The sequence below is a fragment of the Thermomicrobiales bacterium genome, from assembly GCA_037045155.1.
Lineage (GTDB): Bacteria > Chloroflexota > Chloroflexia > Thermomicrobiales > CFX8 > JAMLIA01.
In genome coordinates this window covers 372,290-393,500 of record JBAOIG010000003.1, presented here as the reverse complement: position 1 = coordinate 393,500, position 21,211 = coordinate 372,290, and the positions used below count along the sequence as shown (strand labels likewise).

Genomic DNA, 21,211 nt, shown 5'->3' with positions numbered 1-21,211 from the left:
CCGCGATACGTGGATGCCGAACGTCGGGTTCGCCAACTAGACCGTTGTCGTTGCCCTCCCGCGCGACAAGACTCTGTCAGAGATCGATCGGCGGATCCATGCTCGACGGCGCGAAACCCGTCGCGCGTTGATAGGCGTCGTCGAGAATCGCATGGAGATCCGCATCGCTGCGGCCGGCGACTGGCACAGCGACCCAATCGCCGAATGAGCGCATGCCGCTACCCTCGGGAACCCACTCGGAGACGTCGGGAGATGTCAGCAAGGTGGCACGAACTGCGGGCGACGCTTTGACGACGAGATGATCGGCGCGAAAGAACGCGAAGAGCGTGCCGGGAACGGTCAGCGCGGGATTGCCGAAGACATTGCCCCGGCGGGCAAACGGCCAGCCGCGGAGATCGCCAGACAGCCGTTCCCGCAGCGCAGCCGCCGCCTCAGTGCCCATCTCCCAACTCCACCGTCAGCCCGTCGTAGGCCAGCTCGACACCGGACGGCAGCCGCTCACTCCAGGCAGCGTGGCCGACCTCGTGCGACAGATGTGTCAGATACGCCCGCGCAGGTCGCACCTCGGTGATGATGTCCAGCGCCTCGGGGATCGAGAGGTGAACCGGATGTGGCCGCTCGCGCAGCCCGTTGATGACCAGAACCTCTGCGCCACGCATGACGTCGAGCGATGATTCCGGCACGATCTTGGCGTCGGTGAGATACACCAAGTCGTGAATGCGAAATCCCATGACCGTCCATCGACCGTGGCTGACCGGGAACGGACGGAACCTCGTTGGTCCAATGTCGAAATCTCGATCGACAGAATGGAGTCGAAGGTCGGGTTTCCCACCGTAGAACGGGAATGGATACTCGAACGCATAGGCGAAGCGCTCCCGGAGCAGCTGAGCAGTGAATCCGTCGGCATAGGTTTCGAGCGGCGCCTGGTTGAGATAGTTGAAGCTCCGCAGATCGTCGAATCCTGCGACGTGGTCGGCGTGGGCGTGGGTGAAGACAACCGCATCGATGTGCGTGATGTTGTTCGCCAACGCCTGCAGCCGCAATTCCGGAGTCGTGTCGATCAGAACCGTCTGACCGTCGACGCGCACAATCGCTGACGAGCGTGTGCGCTTGTCTCGTGGATCGGTCGAGCGGCAGACCTCGCACTGGCAGCCAATGACCGGCACTCCGTTGCTCGTCCCGGTTCCGAGGAAGGTAATCTCCATCGTCGGTCGCCGCTAACCGAGTAGCCGGTTGGTCGTCGCGACATGCTGCATCCAGCGGCGCTCGCGGCCGATCGTCGTTGGCTCGCCGTGGCCAGAGAGAACCGTCACCGCGTCTGGCAGCTCCAGCAGTCGCCGGATCGTCGCGATGGTGTCATCCTCGCTCGCGCCGGGGATATCTGTGCGACCGTAGCCATTCGGGAAGAGCGTGTCGCCACCGAAGAGCAGGTTCGCCTCGGCGAGGTAGAGCGAGATCTGTCCGGGGCTATGCCCGGGAGTGTGCATGACGACGAATCGGTAGTCTCCCAGTGCCAGCTCATCACCCTCAGCCAGCTCGCGGTCGACCTGGGCCGGCGGAATTGGCACCGGCGTATTGCTCGGCGCATCGAGGCGTCCGCGGTCGAGCGGATGAACGACGAGCGGGATGTTGTAACGAACACGGATCGCCTCCGCGTCGCCGATGTGGTCCCAATGGGTGTGCGTCAGGACGAGCATGACCGGAGTTGCGCCGGCCTCTGACAGAACCGTGTCGATTGGCGACGCCGCGTCTGGCGGCGCGTCGATGATGAACGCGGTGCTGCTGGCCTTATCGATCACGACCCATGCGTTCGTCGCGATTGGCCCGGCTGGAACCTGTATGACCTGAAGTCCATCGACTGCCGACACTATTGCCTCCTGCTCGTATGTCACGCCATCGTCGATTCTACGCGAACGAGCAAGCGACTTCGTCAGATCAGATATCACGCCGGTTGAAGGTGATCGCCGACACAGCGACAAGGATCACGCAGTAGGCGACGGCATAGCGCACGGCGAACTCGGACGGCGGTGAGATCGTGCCGAACGGGGTCGGGCCGAGGAGGTCGACCGCAGACGGCGGCTGGACGACATCCGAAGCGAGCCGCCACATCGAGTCACTCGGAAGCACGACACTCGTGATAACGCCGATCCGGACCATCGTGTCATTATCAAGAGCCGCCCCTACTTGCTCCACGAGCCCGCCAGTCAACGCCATGCCGTACAGCATGAGGACGACGATGCCGTTTGCCATCGTCGAAAAGATCGTCGAACCAAACATCGTCAGCGCCAGCAGGATCGCCGCGACCAGGATCATCAGCGCTAACCCGTGGAAGATATTCGGCGGCATGTAGTGGCCGACGACTCGAGAGACCAGCACGACCCCACCGACCATCAGGCCGACATAGACGGCGATCATCACCAGAAATCCGAGGTACTTCCCTGTAATGATCTCCCAGCGTGAGATCGGCTTGGGCAGGATCGACTGAAACGTGCCGGCCTCGATCTCTCCAGAGATCGCGCCGACGGCGGCGAAGATCGTCATGATCCCCGCCAGAAAATTGACGGTGTAGAGGCCGAGCAGCACCATCGCGCTCGCCTGCACATCATATGGGAGGAGATCCTGCGCCCGCCCCAGTCGCTCTTGGCGATACTGGAGCATATCCTCGCGGAAGATCTGGAAACCGAAGACATAGAGCGCCAGGAACAGAACGCTCAACAGCAGCACTGCAAGAATCATCTTGCGTCGAAAGGCCTCGCTAAACGTCAGTCGGGCGATCAGGAGGACTCTCATGCCTCCGCCCGTTCCGGTGTCGTCTCAACGACCTCGAAGAATAGTTCCTCAAGGCTGAGGTGATGCGGGGTCGCGCCGTAGACTGGCACTGCCGCCGCGACCAGCGCGTCGATCAGCAGCGCCACCGTTTCCTCGTCTCGCGCCTCGACCGTGATCACGGGAGGCCGGCCGGGATCGTTCACGATATGCCGGACTCCTCCGTATCGCTCGATAATTCGCCGGACGTCGTCGTCAAGCCGTCCAAGACGGAGCTCGACGAGGAGCTCGCGATTCAGGAGATCGCGCATCGAGCCGGCCGCCACGACGCGCCCGCGATTGATAATCGCGACACGATCGCAGACCGACTCAACTTCGGACAGCAGGTGAGAGTTGAGGAACACGGTCGTTCCCTCGGCGCGAAGCGACTGAATGATCGTGCGGACATCCAGCCGCCCAATCGGGTCAAGAGCAGACGTCGGCTCGTCAAGGATGACAAGCTTCGGATCCGGCAGCAGCGCCTGCGCCAGACCAATGCGCTGCTGCATGCCCTTCGAGTAGGATCGAAGCCGCTCGGCACGCCGACCGTACATCCCAACCTGCTGCAACACTTCGGGGATCCGTCGGCGACGCTCGGGCTCGGCCATGCCGTAAAGCTGGGCATGCAGCTCCAGTAACTCTTCCCCGGTCAGCCAGTCGTGGAAGCGAAATAGCTCGGGGAGGAAGCCGATCCGGCGGCGCGCGTTTCGATCACCCAGCGGCCGGCCGAGCAGATGCGCCACACCCGAGGTTGGCCGCGTCAGCCCCATCAGCATCTTGACCGATGTCGTCTTCCCGGCCCCATTTGGCCCGAGGAAGCCGAAGACCTCTCCCTGGCCGACGGCGATGGTCAGGTCATCGACCGCGACAAAGCTGCCAAATACCTTCCGGAGGCTGCCCGTCTCGATTGCCAAATGGGCGGATCGCAACGTGCCGCGATCGCCTCCAGAAGAGTGCTCGCCACCATCGCCTATCGTCATCAGGCCACCACCACTACATGAAACGAGCCGCCACGAGAGCGGCTCGTTTCAAGATTATCGTCACCAGAGTGCCACAACGCCCGCGGGCGGGAGCATGGATCAGTGGACTGCGGCCATCGACTTGGCTGTCGCCATCACCTGATCTGCAGACACCTGGCCGGCAACCGCGTAGAGCTTGCCGTCCGCCTGCCAGATGACACCGTTGCCCTGATCGGACTTGATCAGCAGGCCGGCATGGCCGTCAACTGTCACGTCTTCGCTTGTCGCGCCCTCAGGAATCGGGATGATCAGCGTTTCCTTCCAGTCCTTGACTGCCCGAAGCTGGGCCGCCAAATCGGCTGGCAGAGCCGGGAAGCGCAGAATATCCTCGCGGAGTGCGTTCACATTCAGCTCGGATGGGATATTGAGCTGCGGGCTTTCCATCTGACCGACGACGAGGTTCTCACCTGCTGCATTCTGATAGTGCAGAATCGCTGCCGCAGGCACATCGACACCGAACGTCAGTGTCGGCGATGTGACGGAGTCGAACGCGTAAATCGGTAGATTCAGTCGGCTGATGATGCCCTTCGCCTCGTCGACATTGAGCGTGTAGGAGGCGCTGCCTGCTTCGGTGACGAACGCCTGCGGGGCCGCGTTATAGCCGCCCGGCAGCGTTGTGGGCGCTTGCATTCCGCCATACTCGGCTGCAGCCTGGTCGACAGTCAGCGCGGCCGGCAAGTTGTCCTTATTGACGTTGAATGTTGTGTCGAACGATCCCAGCGCCGAGAACTGGGAGCTCATCTCGCTGTGATCCCCGTGGGTCATCGTCTCGAACAGCGCGGTCTTGCCCGGATCACTCAAGTTTACCGGTATCGTGATCGCAGCAAACTTCTGCACTCTGAACTGGTTCAGAAAGTCATTCGCGACCGTTGCCATCGGCGAGAACGACACAGCAAGCATCAGCACGACAACGGTTGCCAGCGCAGCAACGGCTCTGGTTCGCGGCCGTGTCCAGATATCTCTCATCCAGCTTCCCCCTGTCGAGTCGAAACGCCGATGGGACGGCGTTCTCGTTGCGTTGAATCGTCGATATGCGGTAGTGGGATCGGCTGCCCGAGAGTCCGTAGACAGCCAGTCCATCGCTGTCGCGACACCAGTGACCGTGTCGGTGAGTCGCGCCAGCCGCTGGGCGCAGCGCACGCAGACATCGACATGACCACGAGTGAGCGGATCACCCTCGCCGTCGATCAGCGCTCGAAGCGCTCCATCGGGCGGGCAGCCGCGAATCCGGTCACCCAGGCTCATTCCTCGCCTCCATCCGCCAGATATATCCCGCCGGCCTTTTCGCGGAACGCTCGCTCCGCGCGTGCCAGGATCGTTCCGACCGAGCCGGGCCGTACGCCAAGGACACCGGCGACCTCGGCATACGAGAGGCCCGACGCGCGCAGCGCCAGTGCCGCGCGCTGTCGCTCCGGCAGTTGCGCGAGCACCTGTCGGACACGGTCCGCCTCGTCGCGGTCCGCCACGATCGACGACGGGTCGTCGCCGGTGGCACGCGCATCCGCGCGTCCCGCCAGCCGTCGCAACCACCCGGCGCGCCGACGACGAGCCCGCACGGCGTTGAATGCCGCGTTCGTTCCAACCCGTAGCAACCAGGCCCGCACATTGGCGGACTCGGTCGCCTCGATCGGACGCAGGTAAAGTCGCAGAAACGTTTCCTGCGTCAGCTCCTCTGCCTCGGCAGCGTCGCCGACAATCCGCGCGACGACACCATAGACGAGCGGATAGTAGCGAGTGAACAGTGCCTCGAACGCCCGCGCGTCTCCGCCCCGCGATTCGCGTAGCAGCGTGTGATCGCTGGGGTCGGATGCTTTCGTGTCGATCATCGTCGCGGTCACCCGGCTGGCCGGCCTCTCGTCGTCAGCAGTCATGTCCGTCCCTGCTACCGATATAACACCGTCCATGTCCGATATGTGACAATGCCCGACTGGTTGCGCCGCAGTGATCTGGAGGATGGCGTGTCGACCCTGAATCCGCCGGGCGGTGATCCGGTCGAAGATCTGATCGATTTTCTCGAACCGTACATCGCGCCGATTATCAGACGAATAAACGTAGACGAATTCACGACCGTGGAGTTCATCCAGGCGATGCAGCTCGACCCGCCGACCGAAGTCGCCTATGAGGAGGCAATCCGCCGCTGGCCGGAAAACAACCCGGACATGGCGAAAATGGTCATCCATGGGCAGGTGATTCCGCAACTGCTGCGTGCCAGCCGTCTTGTCGACTGGAACGGTTACGCATATGGCGAGGATGACCCGTGGGCCGTGGCGGCGTGGTGGAAGAAGATCACGCCAGCCTAGTCGCCAGGCATCGCCGCCAACTCACGCCGCCCCGTTGTCGCCTCGGCAGTTTCCACCGGATGGACTGTCACCAGGTTACTGTGGAAGGTGCTCTGGCCACCGAGATCGGCCAGCGCATCGGACGTTAGCCAGTTGACATTTCGTCCGTCGGCCGCGTTCCGAGCCCATGGTCCCTTTGGCGAAACGACGACTCCGAGCGGCACATCATCTGTGACGATGGCGCGCAGTCTCACTGATCCACGATCGTTAGACACGAGCACGGGCCCGCCGTCGGCAACGCCACGCGCTGCGGCGTCGGCAGGGTTGATCTCCAGATACGGCTCGCCTTCCTTGCGCATCAGCACTGCGAGATTCGCCAGGCTGCTGGACACGTAATGGTGTGCCGCCCCGGATAGCAGGACGAGTTGATCGTCGTCGATACGGCCGGCAAACTCGGCCGGCGGCAGGTACTCCGGGAGGCGATCCAGGCCAGCCATGACCATGGCGTCGCTGGCAAGCTCGACCTTCCCGGACGGCGTCGGGAAGACCCCGTCGCCAAACGGGACCCAGCCCGGCTCAATTGACGCATACGGGATTGTGCCCTCCGACTGAAGTCGCTCCAGCGTCACCCCTGTCAGTAATGGGTTGTGGTCGCGGGTCGCCGAGAGAACCTCATCGATAACCTCCTCGACGCTCTGACGCAGCCACGTATCCTCGTAGCCCAGAGCCTCTGCCAGCGCGCGCATGACGTCCCAGTTAGAACGCGCCTCACTGAGCGGCTCGATGGCCTGATGGTTGTACTGCAGGAAGTGGTGGCCGTAGCCCTTGTGCAGGTCCACCTGTTCCAGCTGCGAGGTAGCCGGCAGGACGATGTCTGCGTAACCGGCCGTATCGGTCATAAACAAGTCGTGGACGACAACGAACAGGTCCTCGCGCTGGAGGCCCTCAATGATCTTCGACGAGTTTGGGGTCGACGCTGCCGGGTTGCCGTTGAATACGTAGAGCGCGCGAATCGGCGGGTCGGACGTCTCGCCGGTAAGCGCTGCTCCAAGCCGGTTCATATTGATGATTCGCGGCACGGGCGGGCACTCGGATGCATGGCCGACCGCCTCGGAATCCCACGCCACGTATCCACTCGTGCTGTAGAAGATGCCCCCGCCGAGCATGCCGATATTCCCGGTAATCGCCGCCAGGCTCAACAATGCCCGAACGGTCTGGCCGCCATTACCGTGGCGCTGGACGCCATCGGAGAATTTGAGGAGCGCCGGCTTCGTCGTCGCGTATTCACGCGCCAGCGCGACAATGACCTCCTCGGCAAGGCCGGTGATTCCCGCAACCCGCTCTGGTGAATACTCCGTTGTTCGCTCGCGAAGCTCACGCCAGCCCAGCGCATGTGTCTCCAGCCAGGCTTCATCGTGCAGTCCCTCGGCAAAGATGATGTTCATCATGCCCAGCGCCAGCGCGCCGTCGGTAGCCGGTTTCGGCTGGAGGTGCAGGTCCGCCGAACGAGCGGTCGTCGTCCTGCGTGGGTCGATGACGATGACCTTCGTGCCAGCCCGCTGAGCGCGGCGCAGAAACGGCATGAAGTGCGGGTTCGTGCTTGCGGGGTTGTGACCCCAGATGATGACGAGATTCGCGTGCTCGACGTCCTGCGCCAGCGGAGCCCACTTGGCGCCGAGCGTCGCGGCGATCGCCGCCGAGGCAGCGGCATCGCAGATCGAGCGCTCAAGACCGCTGGCGCCGATGCGATTGAACAGACGCGCGGCAGTGACGACATTCTGTACCAGGCCGAGCGTGCCGCTGTAGGAGTACGGCAGGATCGCCGCCGGGCCGTCGGTGTCGATAATCTGTTGCCAGCGAGTGGCGATCTCCGCGAGTGCTTCGTCCCATCCAATGCGCTCCCAGCGGCCGGCCCCCTTCGGGCCAACGCGACGCAGCGGGTGCTGAAGCCGGTCGGGGTGATAGACACGGTCGAGATATGGCCGCACCTTCGCGCAAAGCCAGCCCTGAGTAATCGGGTGCGCATCATCAGCTCGAAAGCCAACCGCAACCCCGTCGCGCACATCGACCCACGTGGCACAGGTATCGGGGCAGTCGTGCGGGCACGCTCCTCGGATGTGTATCGTCGGGCTGGTGGTCATGCTGGATCCCTCCGCGCCTCACGCGATGTGTCGTACCGTCGAAGTCTACGACCCGGATCTTGAACGTCAATCAAGTACACTGCGGGCGGTCCACATGGTTGATTCGGGGAGGGGTATCGCAGGCATGGCAGAGGTTCGAGAAGCGGCCGATCACGCGCTGGCCGCGTCGTTCCAGCAGACACGATCGCGAGTTCTGGCCAATGGCGGCATGGTCGCGACGGCACATCCGTTGGCCAGCGCCGCCGGGCTGGACGTGCTCCGTAAGGGCGGCAATGCGATGGACGCGATCGTTGCCGCGGCAATCACGACAGCGGTCGTCATACCGGCGATGTGCGGCGTCGGCGGGGATGCGTTTTTCATCTACGGCCAGGCCGACGGAACAATGACGGCGGTCAATGGATCCGGGATCGCGCCACGAGCACTCTCGCGAGAATATTTCACGTCACGTGGCCACACACAGATGCCGTTCTTCGGCCCGCTCTCGATGGGTGTTCCCGGCGCGGTTGCAACATGGTTCATCGCGATTGAACGCTTCTGCACCCTGCCGGCGAAGGAGCTATTTGCCTACGGCATTCACTACGCCGAACGCGGATTCCCGCTCTCGGACACCGGCGCCCGGACGATCGAGGCATCGGCGGAGGAGTTGGCAAAGTACCCTGATTCCGCTCGGATCTATCTCGACAACGGGCGCGCGCCACAACCGGGCTGGATCCTTGCAAATCCCGAGCTGGCGCAGTCGCTCCGCATCCTGGCGGAGGAAGGGGCCGACGCGTTCTATCGTGGCGATCTCGGCCGGCGTGTCGCACATGCGATCCGCGAGATGGGGGGCGAGCTGACGGTCGAAGACCTCGCCAGCCACGAGAACGACATCTACGAGCCCATCTCGGTCGATTATCGCGGCTACACCGTCTATCAGACGACGCTGCCGACCCAGGGTCACATCCTCCTCGAAGAGCTGAATATCATCGAGCACGCGGATCTGGCCGGCCTCGGGCACAACAGCGCGGCATCGATCCACCTGATGACCGAAGCAAAGAAGCGGGCCTTCGCGGACCGAAACCGATATTCCCACGACCCGCGTTTCGGCCCCGTGCCGCTCGACACGATGCTATCGAAAGCGTTCGCCGCAGACCGCTTCGCCACGATCGACCCCCAGCACGCGACAAACACGGTCGAGCCAGGCGCGATCCCGGAGACGAACGGCGACACGACCTATCTCTGCGCCGCCGACGCAGCCGGCAACATGGTGTCATTCATTCAGTCGCACTCGGCCGGCTTTGGCAGCCATGTCGTCGCAGGAGACACCGGGATCCTGCTGAACAATCGGGTCGGCCGCGGCTTCAGCCTGGTCGAAGGCCATCCGAATGTCATCGAAGGTGGCAAACGGACGATGCACACGCTCAATTGCTACGCAATCGGTCGCGACGGCAAGCTGCTCTATGTCGGAGGGACACCCGGCGGCGATCAGCAGCCACAGTGGAATATGCAGGCAGTGACGAACCTGCTCGACTACGGGTTGGATGTTCAGCAGACAGTGGAAGCGCCACGCTGGCAATCGTTCCCCGGCACCGACCCGATCAACATCGACAACCCGTTCGAGCTGCGAATCGAATCTCGGGTTGACGCGGATACGATCGAAGCGCTGCGCGCGCGAGGCCACGCGGTCCGCGTCGTTGGACCGTATGCGGCTGGCGGCGCGGCACTGATCATCTACCGAGACCCCGAAACCGGTAACCTGGAGGGTGGAACCGATCCGCGCACCGAGGGAATTGCGCTCGGGCTCTAATCGTCACACCAGCCAGCGGCGGCACGGTTCGCGCGGCTGGTCGCGGAGATTATGTCCTGGAGTACCATTCAGGGGTTGCGCGCCCTATCCGGCCGGCCGCGGCCGGCCGGGCAGGGCAGCGAATAGGGACAGCCGGCGGGCAGGGGATCGTACCTGTCGCGCTCTGGAGGAAGATCTTCATGCACCTCGAGCAGTTACATGGACCAGAAGACCTCAAACAGCTCTCGATTCCCGAGCTCGAGGCATTGGCCCGACAGATCCGCGATGAGATCTACGAAGTCACGAGCAAGAATGGCGGGCATTTCGCATCCAACCTCGGAGCGACCGACCTGATCCTCGCCCTGCACTACGTCTTCGATTCACCAACCGATCACCTCGTCTTCGATGTCGGTCATCAGGCTTATCCCCATAAGCTGGTGACAGGCCGATACGACCAGTTCCCGACGATTCGGACTGAGGGCGGCCTATCGGGGTTTCTCCAACGGGAGGAGAGCGAGCACGACGCGTTTGGCGCTGGCCATGCCAGCACAAGCGTCTCGGCCGCGCTCGGCATGGCAGCCGCGCATCACCTGACCGGGCAACCGGGCCGGGCGATAGCCGTGATCGGTGATGGAGCACTGACCGGCGGCATGGCCTACGAGGCACTGAACAACGCAGGCAGCCTCGGCCTTCCGCTCATCGTCGTGCTGAACGACAACGAGATGAGCATCGCGCCAAACGTCGGCGCGATCCCGAAGTACCTCAATCGCGTCCGCACCGACGAGCGCTACCACCGCGCCAAGGACGAGTTCGAGCGCATTCTGGACAGGTTGCCGCGCGGCGATCTGTTCGTCGAGCTGGGCAAGCGAATGAAGGACTCGTTCAAGGAGTTCGTCTATCACACGATGATCTGGGAAGAGCTCGGCTTCACCTATGTCGGGCCAGTCGATGGACACAACATGGGCGACCTGATCGAGGCGTTCGAGCAGGCAAAGCAGGTGGATGACCCGGTCTTCGTTCATTGCGTTACTGCCAAAGGCAAGGGGTTCGACTGGGCGGAGAGCGATCCGTTCAAGCACCACGCGGCGAAGGTCGCTACGCCGGCGAACACGGCGCCGCAACCGCCGAAGTTCCAGGATGTCTTCGGCGAAACGCTGACCGAGCTTGCGGCAGCGAACGACCGGATCGTTGCGATCACCGCGGCAATGCCGGATGGCACCGGCCTGTTGCCGTTCGCCAGAAGTCATCCGGATCGATTCTTCGACGTCGGGATCGCCGAACAGCACGCGGTTACCTTCGCCGCCGGTCTGGCGACACACGGTCTTCGGCCAGTGGTAGCGATCTATTCGACGTTCCTGCAGCGCGCGTACGATCAGATCGTTCACGATGTCTGCATCCAGAATCTGCCGGTGGTATTCGCGATGGATCGGGCCGGCCTCGTCGGTGACGACGGCCGGACGCATCACGGCGTGTTCGACATCTCGTACCTGCGCTGCCTGCCGAACATGGTCATCATGGCGCCCAAGGATGAGGCAGAGCTTCGCCACATGTTGCGGACCGCCGTCGAGCACGAGGGAGGGCCGAGCGCGCTGCGCTATCCCCGCGGGTCCGGAACGGGCGTCTCGATCGCCGAAGAGCCGCATGTGCTGCCGATTGGTCGAGGCGAGATCATCCGCGACGGCAAGGACGTGACGCTCATCTCCTGCGGCACGATGGCGCTCACTGCCGAACGGGCAGCCGACTCGCTCGCAGAAGCGGGCATCTCGGCGGCAGTAGTAAACGCCCGCTTCATCAAGCCACTCGATGAGACGCTGATTCTCCGAATGGCGCGAAAGACTGGCGCGGTGGTAACGATTGAGGAAGGCGCGGCGATCGGGGGCTTCGGCTCGGCAGTGCTTGAGCTGCTCGCGCGTGAGCACGTGCAGATCCCTGTCCACGTGCTGGGCATTCCCGACCGCTTCTTCGACCACGCCTCGCAGACATCATTGCGCCGACAGGCAGGTCTGACGCTGGAAGACATCGTGGCGGGCGCGCGGACGGTCGTCGCGCAGCGCGCGGCTGTCCCGACACGCTGACCGTCGGGGTGAGTGAGCCGCTGCCGATCCTTCGCCGATGGCTCGATGAGCATGCGATCCGGCTCGACGATGGTGCTACCGCGCAGCTGACACAGTATCTTCATCTGCTGCTTGAGGCCAACAGCGTGATGAATCTCACCCGCATCTCCGATCCGGACGCGGCGCAGATTCGCCTCCTGGCGGACTCGCTCGACTTGCTCCGGGTCATCCCGGATGACGCGCGGACGCTGGTGGATATCGGATCCGGTGGCGGCGTTCCGGGCCTGCCGCTCGCGATCGGCCGGCCGAGTCTGCGCGTAACGCTGGTAGACTCCACCGCCAAGAAGGTCCGCTTCCTCAATGAGACCGCCCGGAAAATCGAGCTGCGACAACGTTGTGGCCATCCATTCGCGCGCCGAGGATCTTGGGCGCGACCGGCAGTATCGCGAACGATTCGACGTCGCAACGGCGCGGGCAGTCGCCCGACTCGTCACACTCGTCGAGCTGATACTGCCGCTCATTCGGCCCGGCGGCGTGGCAATTCTGCCGAAGGGGTCCGCCTCCGATGAGGAGCTTGCGGAGGCGGACTATGCGATTCGCCTGCTCGGCGGGCGGGCGCGTCCGACGCTCGACGGTCGTGTCGAGGGCACCAGGATCATCATCGTCGACAAGCTCAAGCCGACTCCGGCGCAGTTCCCTCGGCGCAGCGGCGTACCCAACTCGACGCCACTGGTGGATCCACAGAACTAGCGGCCCTCTCCAATCAGGGCAGTTGCCAGTACTGCGACTGCTGCGCCCGAATGGCGTCGAGGGCCGCGCGAGCATCGAGCCCGACTTTGGTCGTCTGTGGCCAGTGCAGGCTCAGGTCATCCTCCATCGGCTCCTCGAGCGATGACCGGTAGCCGGCCAGCGTCTCGATGATCGCCAGCGTGCAGTACGGCGCGTAGATCTCCGCGTAGCCGCCCTCCTGAGCGGCAACAAGCCGGCCATCACAGCATTCGTCGGCCAGATCCATCATCATCTGCGTCATCCGACGATAGCTCCCGGTCGTCAGGCACATCCGGGAGAGCGGGTCGGAGTTCGATGCATCCTGGCCGCACGAGAGCAAGATCAGTTCCGGAGCGAACTGGCGGGCGATCGGGATAACGATCTCCTCAAGCGCCGCGATATATGTGGCAGTCCCGGAGCCGGCCGGCAGTGGCAGGTTTATCGTCCGCCCAACGCCTTCGCCCTCACCAACCTCCTCGATCAATCCGGAGCCTACCGGGAACACCTCTGTCTGATGGAGCGAGACAAACAGCGTATTCGGGTCGTCGTAGAAGATGGTGTGCGTCCCGTTGCCGTGGTGAACGTCCCAGTCGACGATGAGGATGCGCCCGACGCCGTGCTGCCGTCTGGCGTGGCGGGCGGCAATCGAGACGTTGTTGAAGATGCAGAAACCCATCCCCATATCTGGTGTCGCGTGATGGCCGGGTGGTCGCACCAGCGCGTAGGCCCGACGCACATCGCCAGCCATCACGGCGTCGACGGCAGCCATGACGCCCCCCGCCGCCAGCCGCGCAATATCGTATGACCCGCGACGCACCGGCGAGCCTCGGCCGGCGTCGCCATCGCCGGCAGCATCAGCCTCCTTCACACGGTTGAGCAGTTCCGGGGTATGGCAGGAGAGGATCGCCTCCTCCGATGCCAGATACGGCTCAATATGCGTCACGTGATCCGACAGACCGCTCAGATCGACGAGGTGCATCGTCCGATCGATGAGCCGTGGATTCGACATGTGATCGACCTGCTCAACGAACGGCAGTCGCTCTCCGGACCGCATTCGATACGGGTTCGTATTATGTTGTGTATAGCGATGACTGAATACCAGTCCCGCCTTCGCCTCACCAGCCATTGGCACCCCTTACGCTTTGAAGGCAACACCCCACGGCTATCGATGGTCGTCACACAACGCCCTGCCTCCGCGAGCCGGGGCCAGAGCCGCCGACTTCCGCGTATGACAGCGAGAGCCAACGTGCTGGACGCGGCTCGACGGACACCAGCGGGGCTGACATTGCCCGGCCGGACCCATCGCGCGCCCGTTCGCGGCCATGTGAAGCATCGATCGCGGGCTAGTGTACGGCGAGTAGCCAGCCGGTCAAGCCCTGCCGGCATAACGTGCTGACATCACCCATGCGGAACACCGGGTGATGATGGCGTCATCATAAGAAAAGGGGCGCAGAGCAAGATCACGAGCGGACCACCCCCGGGGTCGCTCGATCGTGACAACACCACCGATCAACGCGTGAGCACCGCCGTTGCGATTGAGGTGATTGTCGGGAGTGGGTCGCCACCTTGCGCAAAATAGACGAAGACCATCGCACCCTCGCGGACGTAGATCGACGCCGTTGGCGTTCCGCCGGCCGTTGGCTGGGTGAGCGCGACTGCTTCGTCTCCGAGCTTCGGCGGCTCCGATTCGGTGGCGCCCTGCGTCGTCGCCAGTCGCTTGAGCCAGGTGACTGCATCGGACGCTTGTTCCGGGCTGCCATATTCATTGATTGTTGTGAGGATCGTCGTCGGCGCTGTCCCCGACTCGTCACCGCGCGCGAAAGCACGGTACACATGGCGCTTGAAACCCCAGGTATTCAGACGCTGAAGATGCGCGGCCGGGTCGCTATAAGCATTGGCCAACTCCTGGGCGCTCCGCGTCCCCTCTTCGGCGATGATGTAGCCTGCGCCTCCATCCGGCAGGTCTGCCAATGCCGGGAGTCGACTCTGCAGCTCAACGACCGCGGTTGGCGAGGCATTCGCCGTTGGGGACGCGGGCGCTATCGTCGGGCTGGGGGTTGGTGACGGCGTTGCGGTAGCAGTCGGCGCGAGCGTCGCGGTAGCGGTCGGGCTTGGCGGGATCGGCGTCGCAGTCGGGATCGGTGTCGGATCGGTGTCGTCCCGCGTTTCCGGCCCCGAACATGCCAGCAGAACGAGGAGGACAAGGGCCACCGGCGCGATGACCCCGAGCCGGCCACACGTGCGAATGATTCGGCGTCGCTCGACCGTCATCGTCTCTCCCATCAGGTTCGAAGCGATTGTACAGGTAGTGATCTGGTTTGCTGGCAGATTATCCGGGAACCAGATACGCCTTTGCGGCTACAATCGACGGTATGCCGGCCGGGAAGCTGGTGAAATTGCGAATCCAGCAGAGGGAGCAACGATGCCAACCGCCATTGACCATGTCGTGATTCTCGTCGAAGATCTCGACCAAGCCGTTCGCCAGTACGAGCAGCTCGGATTCACCGTCGTGCCGGGCGGCAAGCACGCCCGCTACACCCACAATGCGCTGATCACTTTTCAGGATGGCAGCTATCTCGAGCTCATTGCCTTCTACGAGGCGCCGGATCCCGCGAGTGGCACGGGCCACCGCTGGTACCGTCATCTCAGTCACGGAGGCGGTCTGATCGACTTCGCCGTCGGGACCGACGACGTCACGGCGGTGGTTACCGCCACCAGCAGTCGCGGGCTCTCGTACGACGGCCCGCACCCCGGCCAGCGAGCGAGGCCCGACGGCCAGCAGCTAGCATGGCGAAGCGCGATGGTCGGGGCCGGCGACAGCGCCGCCCTGCCGTTTGTCATCGAGGACATCACGGACCGTGGATTACGCGTGCCAGCGGAGGCCAGCACCCATTCCAACGGCGTTCGCGGCATCTCCGCGCTGATCATCGCCGTCGATGATCTCGACGCCGCGGTGGGCGGCTACCAGCGGCTCCTCGACAAGAGCGAACCGGACGGCACGAGCGCGGGTGGCGCGTACTTCCTCATCGGGCCACATCGCGTTGAGCTCGCCTCTGCGGTTAGCGATGGACCAGTCGCCAATCAATTGAGCGAACGCGGAACTGGCCTGTTCGAGCTCCAGTTGCTAGCGTCCGAGGAGAGAGACATCGACCCATCCGCCGCAGGCGGCGCCCGGCTGCGTCTCGTCGCTCGCTAACGCGATTCTGCGACCTCTCCGGGCGTCACGTACAATCGTGGTTCGATCTCACGACGAGTAACGCCCGGAGGGCATATGAGCACGTTCTTTGTTCGAGACGCCGCACGCATGGCGGTTCACACCGCGATCGAGGATGCAAGCTCCGATATCGTGGCGCTATCACGAGCGCTTCACGACGGAGCTGGACCGCAGGGTGTGGCCCTCATCGCGGCGTTGTTCCAGGCCACCGGCTTCGCGGTCGACTTCGATACCGATGGTATCGAGGGGACAATCCGCGCGGTTTACGAGCAGCGCGATACCAAGGCGGAACGGCGAGGTTTGCGACATGCACACGTCGCCTATCTTGCCGACCTTCCCGATGAATCCACTGGCTGGGCAAACGATGGCGCCAACCTCGCGATCGCAGCAACAATAACCGCGGCGATCGGTCTGGCGGCTTCACTGAAGGACAAGCACGAGTTCGGGTTCGTGACCTTCATGGCTGGCCCCCACAACTGGAAGGCGATGGCCGCAGCCCGCGGGCTGGTGGAACCCTTCGATGCAGCGCTTGGCGTGCACACAGCCGCCGCTGGACAGGGCTTCGCCTACACGATCGATAACACCGGCGATCGGCTGGGCTCGCTTGCTGCATCGGTGTCGTTCGAGGGCGGCGCCGCAGCGCTCGCTTGCGAAGCGCTGTTGCCATCCGTCCAGGAGCTGGATACCACCCTGGCGTCGCCACGTGTGATCCGAGTCGTCGACACAACGCCGTTATCCGCTCGATTCGAGATCCTCGGAAGGTCGCGCTCGGAGTTGATCGAGACGGCTGTTGAGCTGAAAGATCGCGCGGATTCGGTTGCCGCCGAACACGACGCGACCGTCGATCTCGACCTCGGCTCGGCAATCGACGACATGATCGTCAACCGCATCATCATCCGACGGGTGAAAACATACGGCGACACATACAAGCTGCCGATGGATCCGATTGTCCGAACGCCACCCGGACCGGCGAGCGACTGGGGGAACGTGTCGTACATTACGCCGTCTGCCGACGTGGCGATGCGGATCACCGATGACCCGGTAGCGCCCGGCACATCCGACTTCGGCATGTTAACGGCCAGTGACGAAGCACATGCTCAGGCGATCCTCCTCGGTGAGTGCATCGCAATGACCGGGATCGACGTGCTGCGAGACTCGACCTACCGGGCGATCGCTGACGACCAGTTGGTCAAGGCGCTGGCAGCGCGTGGCAGCAGCCGCGCACATCGACGCTGGTTAGGTGTCAATCCAGTCATACGCGAGCCGAAGGAAAACGCAGATAAGCCGCGTCGAGGACCAACGGTCAGCGACTTTCGGGTGATTGACGGCACGGAGTCATCTTCGCCGCCAGCGGAGGACGAAGACGGCGAGGAGCCGCCCGGTCGGGCTTGACGCGCGACATCGAAGACCGCTACAGTAGCCCGACAATCAGATAGTCCAATGGCGACGACGGAGAAGAGTAGCCGCTGCGCCTGCCTCAGCGAGCCGGAGTAGGTGTGAGACGGCGGTCAGGGTGGGCGGCGAAGACACTCCCGAGCCAGTGCGGCGACGCCCCGATGGGGCACGAGCCGCATTCGTCTGACCCACGTTAGCGGGTCCGAGCAGCGGCACTCTGTCGCGCGCTCGAAAAGGCGTATGGCGTGAGCCAGGCGCGAAGAAAGGTGGCACCACGGTCGCGCCCCCGTCCTTTCGACGGGGGCGCGTGTGTTTGGCGCGGTCGGCAAACGCGAGCAGATGAGGATCTTCCCTCGCCCGACGACCAGCCGAATATGGAGGTGCCAAGTGGCTCTCAGTTCCTCAACACCCACCGGGGCCCGGAGATGTGCCCCGAAGCCGCGGACGCTGGCGCGAGACCTGACGTCGGACTCAACGGGGCCGGCAACGATCGAGGGTTGGCTGACCACTCGCCGCGATCTTGGCGCGGTCTCGTTCTTCGCCATCCGCGACCGTTCCGGCGAAGCCCAGGTCGTCGTCGAGGACGAACGCCTGCGCGAGATTCTCGCTGGCTTGCAGGTTCAATCGGTGCTCTCCGTCCACGGCGACGTCGTCGCCGAACCGCGGGCGCGGAGCGGGGTCGAGATCCATGCGCGCGAGATCGACGTTCTCTCCGCGGTCACGGAGCCGCCGCCGTTCGAGATCAACCGGCCCGTCCTGAAGCCTGCGCTCGACGTCTGGCTCGAGCGCGCCCCGATCGCGCTACGGCACGAGTCGAAGCGAGCGGCGCTGGCGCTGACGGCGAGCCTCGTCGCCGCCTACCGCGCCGCGCTCGACCGACGCGGGTTCGTCGAGATCTTCACGCCGAAGATCGTCGGCGCGGCAACTGAAGGCGGAGCTAACCTTTTCCCGATCGAGTACTTCGGTCGACCTGCCTTTCTGGCTCAATCGCCACAGATGTACAAGCAGATCATGGTCGGCGTACATGAACGGGTCTTCGAGGTCGCGCCAGTCTTTCGGGCAGAGCCGCACGCAACGACACGACACCTGAATGAGTACATCTCGCTTGACCTGGAACTAGGATTCATCGAGGACCACCGAGATGTGATGGCGCTTGTGAATGAGCTTCTGGACGAGATGATGGCGGAGATAGCTATCACGTCCGAGCGCGATCTGGCGTCACTCGGCGTGACGCTACCCGCCGTCCCCGACATCCCGGTCGTGACGTTCCAGGAGGCACAGCAGGTCATTCTCGACGAGTATGGTGAAGACGCGCGCCACGAGCCAGACCTCTCGCCCCAGCATGAACGCTGGCTCGGCGAGTGGGCCGCCCGCAAGCACGGTAGTGAGTGGCTGTTCGTCGAAGGCTATCCAACTTCGAAGCGCCCCTTCTACACGATGCCAGACCCAGCCAAACCAGAGGTATCCAGCTCGTTCGACCTGCTCTTTCGCGGTCTGGAGCTGATTACAGGCGGACAACGCGAGCATCGTTACGATCATCTGATCGCGGCATTGGCAGCGCGCGGCATGGACCCAACCCCGTTCGCGGGCTATCTCGACGCGTTTCGCTTCGGCATGCCCCCCGAAGGAGGATGCGCGATCGGTCTGGAGCGCTTCGTCGCCCAACTCGTCGGCGCGTCAAACGTCCGCGAGGTGACGGCGTTCCCGCGAGATATCAACAGGTTAGCCCCGTAGCAACCGCGTCCAACGTCGAGGCCGGAGGCTGGACATCGTGCCAGCCCCCCGGCCTCTGTTACAGTTCCGCCGATCGAAGGAGGAGACATGCGCTACAGCGGGATGTTCGGGAAGACTCGACGCGACGCGCCGGCCGGGACCGACACGATCAGCGCATCCCTGCTGATTCGCGCTGGTTTCGTGCGCCAGCTCGGCGCAGGCATTCATTCGTACCTGCCACTCGGTTGGCGATCTCTCCGGAAGATCGAGCGGATTATCCGCGAAGAGATGGAGCGCATCGACTGCCACGAGCTGGCGATGCCAGTTGTCCATCCCGCTGATCTCTGGCAAGAGACCGGGCGCTGGTACGACATCGGCGACGAGCTCGTCCGCTTCACCGACCGCGGAGAACGGGAGATGGTCCTCGCGATGACACACGAGGAGGTCGCGACCGACCTCGTCCGCCGCGAGGTGCGTTCCTATCGCCAGTTGCCAATCCAGTTCTTTCAAATTCAGACGAAGTTCCGCGACGAGCCGCGACCACGGGCCGGCCTGCTGCGTGGGCGTGAGTTCTTGATGAAAGACGCCTATTCTTTCCACGCCAACCGTGAGGATCTGCAGCGCTTCTACGACGATTGCCATCGCGCCTACCTCCGCGCGTTCGACCGCTGTGGAATCGATGTGCTCGTCGTCGAGTCAGCCTCGGGCATCATGGGCGGCGAAGGGTCCCACGAGTACATGCTGGTGGCTGACGCGGGTGAGGACGTGCTGCTGACCTGCCCGTCGTGCGGCTATGCCGCGAACCGCGAGGTCGCCCGCACCACGCTATCAATGCCCGACGAACCTGCGCTTCCACTCGAGAAGGTCGAAACACCAAACGCAAAAACCATCGAGGCGGTGGCTGCGTTCCTGGGTGTCGGCCGCGATCGGACAGCAAAGGCAGTCTTCTACCAGGCTGGTGAAAAACTCGTCTTCGTTGTGATTCGCGGAGATCGGTCGGTCAACGAGATCAAGCTGGCCAACTTGATCGGCGCGGCGAATCTGTCACCTGCTACCGATGAGCTGATCCGGGCAAGCGGAGCTGTGCCTGGTTACGCCTCTCCGGTCGGGCTGCGCGATACGATCGTCGTCGCGGATGAATCAGCCCAGGCGCCGAACCTGGTTGCCGGCGCCAACCGCGAGGGCTATCACCTGTTGAACGTCAACCTCGGTCGCGACTACGAGCCGGATTACGTTGCCGACGTGCTGATGGTCGAGTCCGGCGATCCGTGTCCGTCCTGTGGCACGGCACTCGAGGAGACGCGAGGCATCGAAGTCGGCAATATCTTCAAGCTCGGGACGAAGTATTCCGCGCCGCTGAAGGCAACCTACCTCGATGTCCGGGACGAGGAACAGGTCATGATCATGGGCTCCTACGGATTTGGCGTCTCGCGAATGCTCGCCGCGCTGGCCGAGTGCCATCACGACGATCGAGGGTTGCAATGGCCGGCCTCCGTCGCGCCGTTCGACACGCATCTGGTTCTGATCGGCGCCGATGATACTGTCCGCGATATCGCCGAAGGCGTCTATCGACAGCTCACTGCTGAAGGGGTCGAGGTTCTGTACGACGATCGCGATGAATCCGCTGGTGTGAAGTTCGCAGACGCCGACCTGATCGGCATCCCGATCCGGCTCACCGTCAGCGCGCGGTCGCTCAAGGCAGGCGGGGTCGAGCTCAAGCGGCGGGATCAGTCAGCGAGCGAAGCCGAAGTCGTCTCGATTGAATCAGTCGTGGCGGCAGTCCGGAAAAGCCTCAGCGGACTGCACGCGGCGCTACAGCCCGGGTTGCATTCCTAGGGGTGCTCGAAGTCATGCCACTCGTCCTCGCCGATCTCCTCGCTACTCGCCGAACGGTAGAGCAGTGCCAGGATCGCGCCAAGGATCAGCAGCGCGACCACGAGAACCGAGACGTTGCGCGTCCCTCCCAAGATGCCCTCACTTTCGTCGCACGGGGTCGCGGCGTACGTCGCGACCAAGCGTCATAGTCCGGTCGAGTATAGCAACCGACACCGGTGGTTC

Annotated in this window: 19 protein-coding genes; 8 read left to right on the top strand and 11 right to left on the bottom strand. The window is 63.6% G+C overall.

Features of this window, described 5'->3' with window-relative positions:
- Positions 1-76: 76 nt before the first annotated feature.
- The 7 genes from V9F06_04875 to V9F06_04845 form a co-directional block, all read right to left on the bottom strand.
- Positions 77-442: an MmcQ/YjbR family DNA-binding protein gene (locus tag V9F06_04875; protein ID MEI2616968.1), complete on the bottom strand. Its 366-nt coding sequence runs from the start codon at positions 440-442 to the stop codon at positions 77-79.
- Positions 432-1,205, bottom strand: a complete 774-nt coding sequence (locus V9F06_04870; GenBank protein ID MEI2616967.1) for an MBL fold metallo-hydrolase — start codon at positions 1,203-1,205, stop codon at positions 432-434. Before V9F06_04870 ends, V9F06_04875 begins: the two co-directional genes overlap by 11 nt.
- Before the next feature lie 12 nt (positions 1,206-1,217).
- On the bottom strand, positions 1,218-1,892 hold the full coding sequence (locus V9F06_04865; GenBank protein MEI2616966.1) for an MBL fold metallo-hydrolase: 675 nt from the start codon (positions 1,890-1,892) through the stop codon (positions 1,218-1,220).
- Between the two features lie 43 nt (positions 1,893-1,935).
- Positions 1,936-2,790: an ABC transporter permease gene (locus V9F06_04860; protein MEI2616965.1), complete on the bottom strand. Its 855-nt coding sequence runs from the start codon at positions 2,788-2,790 to the stop codon at positions 1,936-1,938.
- Positions 2,787-3,785, bottom strand: coding sequence for an ABC transporter ATP-binding protein (locus V9F06_04855; protein MEI2616964.1), 999 nt, complete (start codon positions 3,783-3,785; stop codon positions 2,787-2,789). Before V9F06_04855 ends, V9F06_04860 begins: the two co-directional genes overlap by 4 nt.
- Positions 3,786-3,884: 99 nt before the next feature.
- Positions 3,885-5,069 carry a DUF4367 domain-containing protein gene (locus tag V9F06_04850; GenBank protein ID MEI2616963.1) on the bottom strand — a complete coding sequence of 395 codons (1,185 nt, stop codon included), beginning with the start codon at positions 5,067-5,069 and terminating at the stop codon, positions 3,885-3,887.
- Positions 5,066-5,695: a sigma-70 family RNA polymerase sigma factor gene (locus V9F06_04845; GenBank protein MEI2616962.1), complete on the bottom strand. Its 630-nt coding sequence runs from the start codon at positions 5,693-5,695 to the stop codon at positions 5,066-5,068. The genes V9F06_04850 and V9F06_04845 overlap by 4 nt, the downstream gene beginning before the upstream one ends.
- 87 nt (positions 5,696-5,782) lie before the next feature.
- Here V9F06_04845 and V9F06_04840 point away from each other — a divergent pair, with 87 nt between their 5' ends.
- Positions 5,783-6,124 (top strand): hypothetical protein, encoded by a 342-nt coding sequence (locus tag V9F06_04840; GenBank protein MEI2616961.1) that lies wholly within the window; start codon positions 5,783-5,785, stop codon positions 6,122-6,124.
- On the opposite strand, the gene V9F06_04835 is transcribed toward V9F06_04840, so the two are convergent.
- Positions 6,121-8,244 carry a molybdopterin oxidoreductase family protein gene (locus tag V9F06_04835; GenBank protein ID MEI2616960.1) on the bottom strand — a complete coding sequence of 708 codons (2,124 nt, stop codon included), beginning with the start codon at positions 8,242-8,244 and terminating at the stop codon, positions 6,121-6,123. The genes V9F06_04840 and V9F06_04835 overlap by 4 nt on opposite strands.
- 124 nt (positions 8,245-8,368) lie before the next feature.
- Here V9F06_04835 and ggt point away from each other — a divergent pair, with 124 nt between their 5' ends.
- The 3 genes from ggt (at position 8,369) to V9F06_04820 (ending at position 12,813) form a co-directional block, all read left to right on the top strand.
- Positions 8,369-10,030: a gamma-glutamyltransferase gene (gene ggt / locus V9F06_04830; GenBank protein ID MEI2616959.1), complete on the top strand. Its 1,662-nt coding sequence runs from the start codon at positions 8,369-8,371 to the stop codon at positions 10,028-10,030.
- A 179-nt stretch (positions 10,031-10,209) separates the two neighbouring features.
- Positions 10,210-12,084 carry a 1-deoxy-D-xylulose-5-phosphate synthase gene (gene dxs / locus V9F06_04825; GenBank protein MEI2616958.1) on the top strand — a complete coding sequence of 625 codons (1,875 nt, stop codon included), beginning with the start codon at positions 10,210-10,212 and terminating at the stop codon, positions 12,082-12,084.
- Positions 12,085-12,423: 339 nt separating this feature from the next.
- Entirely contained in the window at positions 12,424-12,813 is a 390-nt protein-coding gene (locus V9F06_04820) for an RsmG family class I SAM-dependent methyltransferase (GenBank protein ID MEI2616957.1), read from the top strand.
- Between the two features lie 13 nt (positions 12,814-12,826).
- On the opposite strand, the gene V9F06_04815 is transcribed toward V9F06_04820, so the two are convergent.
- Positions 12,827-13,957, bottom strand: coding sequence for a class II histone deacetylase (locus V9F06_04815; GenBank protein MEI2616956.1), 1,131 nt, complete (start codon positions 13,955-13,957; stop codon positions 12,827-12,829).
- A gap of 383 nt (positions 13,958-14,340) precedes the next feature.
- Entirely contained in the window at positions 14,341-15,102 is a 762-nt protein-coding gene (locus V9F06_04810) for a hypothetical protein (GenBank protein MEI2616955.1), read from the bottom strand.
- 151 nt (positions 15,103-15,253) lie between these two features.
- On the opposite strand from V9F06_04810, the gene V9F06_04805 reads away from it, so the two are divergent.
- From V9F06_04805 to V9F06_04790, 4 genes are all read left to right on the top strand, one after another.
- Positions 15,254-16,027, top strand: coding sequence for a VOC family protein (locus V9F06_04805; GenBank protein MEI2616954.1), 774 nt, complete (start codon positions 15,254-15,256; stop codon positions 16,025-16,027).
- Between the two features lie 75 nt (positions 16,028-16,102).
- Entirely contained in the window at positions 16,103-17,437 is a 1,335-nt protein-coding gene (locus V9F06_04800) for a hypothetical protein (GenBank protein ID MEI2616953.1), read from the top strand.
- Between the two features lie 390 nt (positions 17,438-17,827).
- On the top strand, positions 17,828-19,174 hold the full coding sequence (aspS, locus tag V9F06_04795) for an aspartate--tRNA(Asn) ligase (protein MEI2616952.1): 1,347 nt from the start codon (positions 17,828-17,830) through the stop codon (positions 19,172-19,174).
- 87 nt (positions 19,175-19,261) lie between these two features.
- The gene (locus tag V9F06_04790; protein ID MEI2616951.1) at positions 19,262-20,989 is read left to right on the top strand and encodes a proline--tRNA ligase; all 1,728 of its coding nucleotides are present in this window, start codon (positions 19,262-19,264) and stop codon (positions 20,987-20,989) included.
- Here the strand turns inward: V9F06_04790 and V9F06_04785 are convergent.
- Positions 20,986-21,120: a hypothetical protein gene (locus V9F06_04785; protein MEI2616950.1), complete on the bottom strand. Its 135-nt coding sequence runs from the start codon at positions 21,118-21,120 to the stop codon at positions 20,986-20,988. The two genes, V9F06_04790 and V9F06_04785, sit on opposite strands and share 4 nt — an antisense overlap.
- Between the last annotated feature and the right edge of the window lie 91 nt (positions 21,121-21,211).

What these genes read in the sequence shown, in the direction of transcription:
- V9F06_04875 (MEI2616968.1), bottom strand. Translation starts at nt 442, where the DNA reads ATGGGCACTGAGGCGGCGGCTGCGCTGCGGGAACGGCTGTCTGGCGAT.
- V9F06_04870 (MEI2616967.1), bottom strand. Translation starts at nt 1,205, where the DNA reads ATGGAGATTACCTTCCTCGGAACCGGGACGAGCAACGGAGTGCCGGTC.
- V9F06_04860 (MEI2616965.1), bottom strand. Translation starts at nt 2,790, where the DNA reads ATGAGAGTCCTCCTGATCGCCCGACTGACGTTTAGCGAGGCCTTTCGA.
- V9F06_04855 (MEI2616964.1), bottom strand. Translation starts at nt 3,785, where the DNA reads ATGACGATAGGCGATGGTGGCGAGCACTCTTCTGGAGGCGATCGCGGC.
- V9F06_04850 (MEI2616963.1), bottom strand. Translation starts at nt 5,069, where the DNA reads ATGAGCCTGGGTGACCGGATTCGCGGCTGCCCGCCCGATGGAGCGCTT.
- V9F06_04845 (MEI2616962.1), bottom strand. Translation starts at nt 5,695, where the DNA reads ATGACTGCTGACGACGAGAGGCCGGCCAGCCGGGTGACCGCGACGATG.
- V9F06_04835 (MEI2616960.1), bottom strand. Translation starts at nt 8,244, where the DNA reads ATGACCACCAGCCCGACGATACACATCCGAGGAGCGTGCCCGCACGAC.
- ggt (MEI2616959.1), top strand. Translation starts at nt 8,369, where the DNA reads ATGGCAGAGGTTCGAGAAGCGGCCGATCACGCGCTGGCCGCGTCGTTC.
- dxs (MEI2616958.1), top strand. Translation starts at nt 10,210, where the DNA reads ATGCACCTCGAGCAGTTACATGGACCAGAAGACCTCAAACAGCTCTCG.
- V9F06_04820 (MEI2616957.1), top strand. Translation starts at nt 12,424, where the DNA reads ATGAGACCGCCCGGAAAATCGAGCTGCGACAACGTTGTGGCCATCCAT.
- V9F06_04815 (MEI2616956.1), bottom strand. Translation starts at nt 13,957, where the DNA reads ATGGCTGGTGAGGCGAAGGCGGGACTGGTATTCAGTCATCGCTATACA.
- V9F06_04810 (MEI2616955.1), bottom strand. Translation starts at nt 15,102, where the DNA reads ATGACGGTCGAGCGACGCCGAATCATTCGCACGTGTGGCCGGCTCGGG.
- V9F06_04805 (MEI2616954.1), top strand. Translation starts at nt 15,254, where the DNA reads ATGCCAACCGCCATTGACCATGTCGTGATTCTCGTCGAAGATCTCGAC.
- V9F06_04800 (MEI2616953.1), top strand. Translation starts at nt 16,103, where the DNA reads ATGAGCACGTTCTTTGTTCGAGACGCCGCACGCATGGCGGTTCACACC.
- V9F06_04790 (MEI2616951.1), top strand. Translation starts at nt 19,262, where the DNA reads ATGCGCTACAGCGGGATGTTCGGGAAGACTCGACGCGACGCGCCGGCC.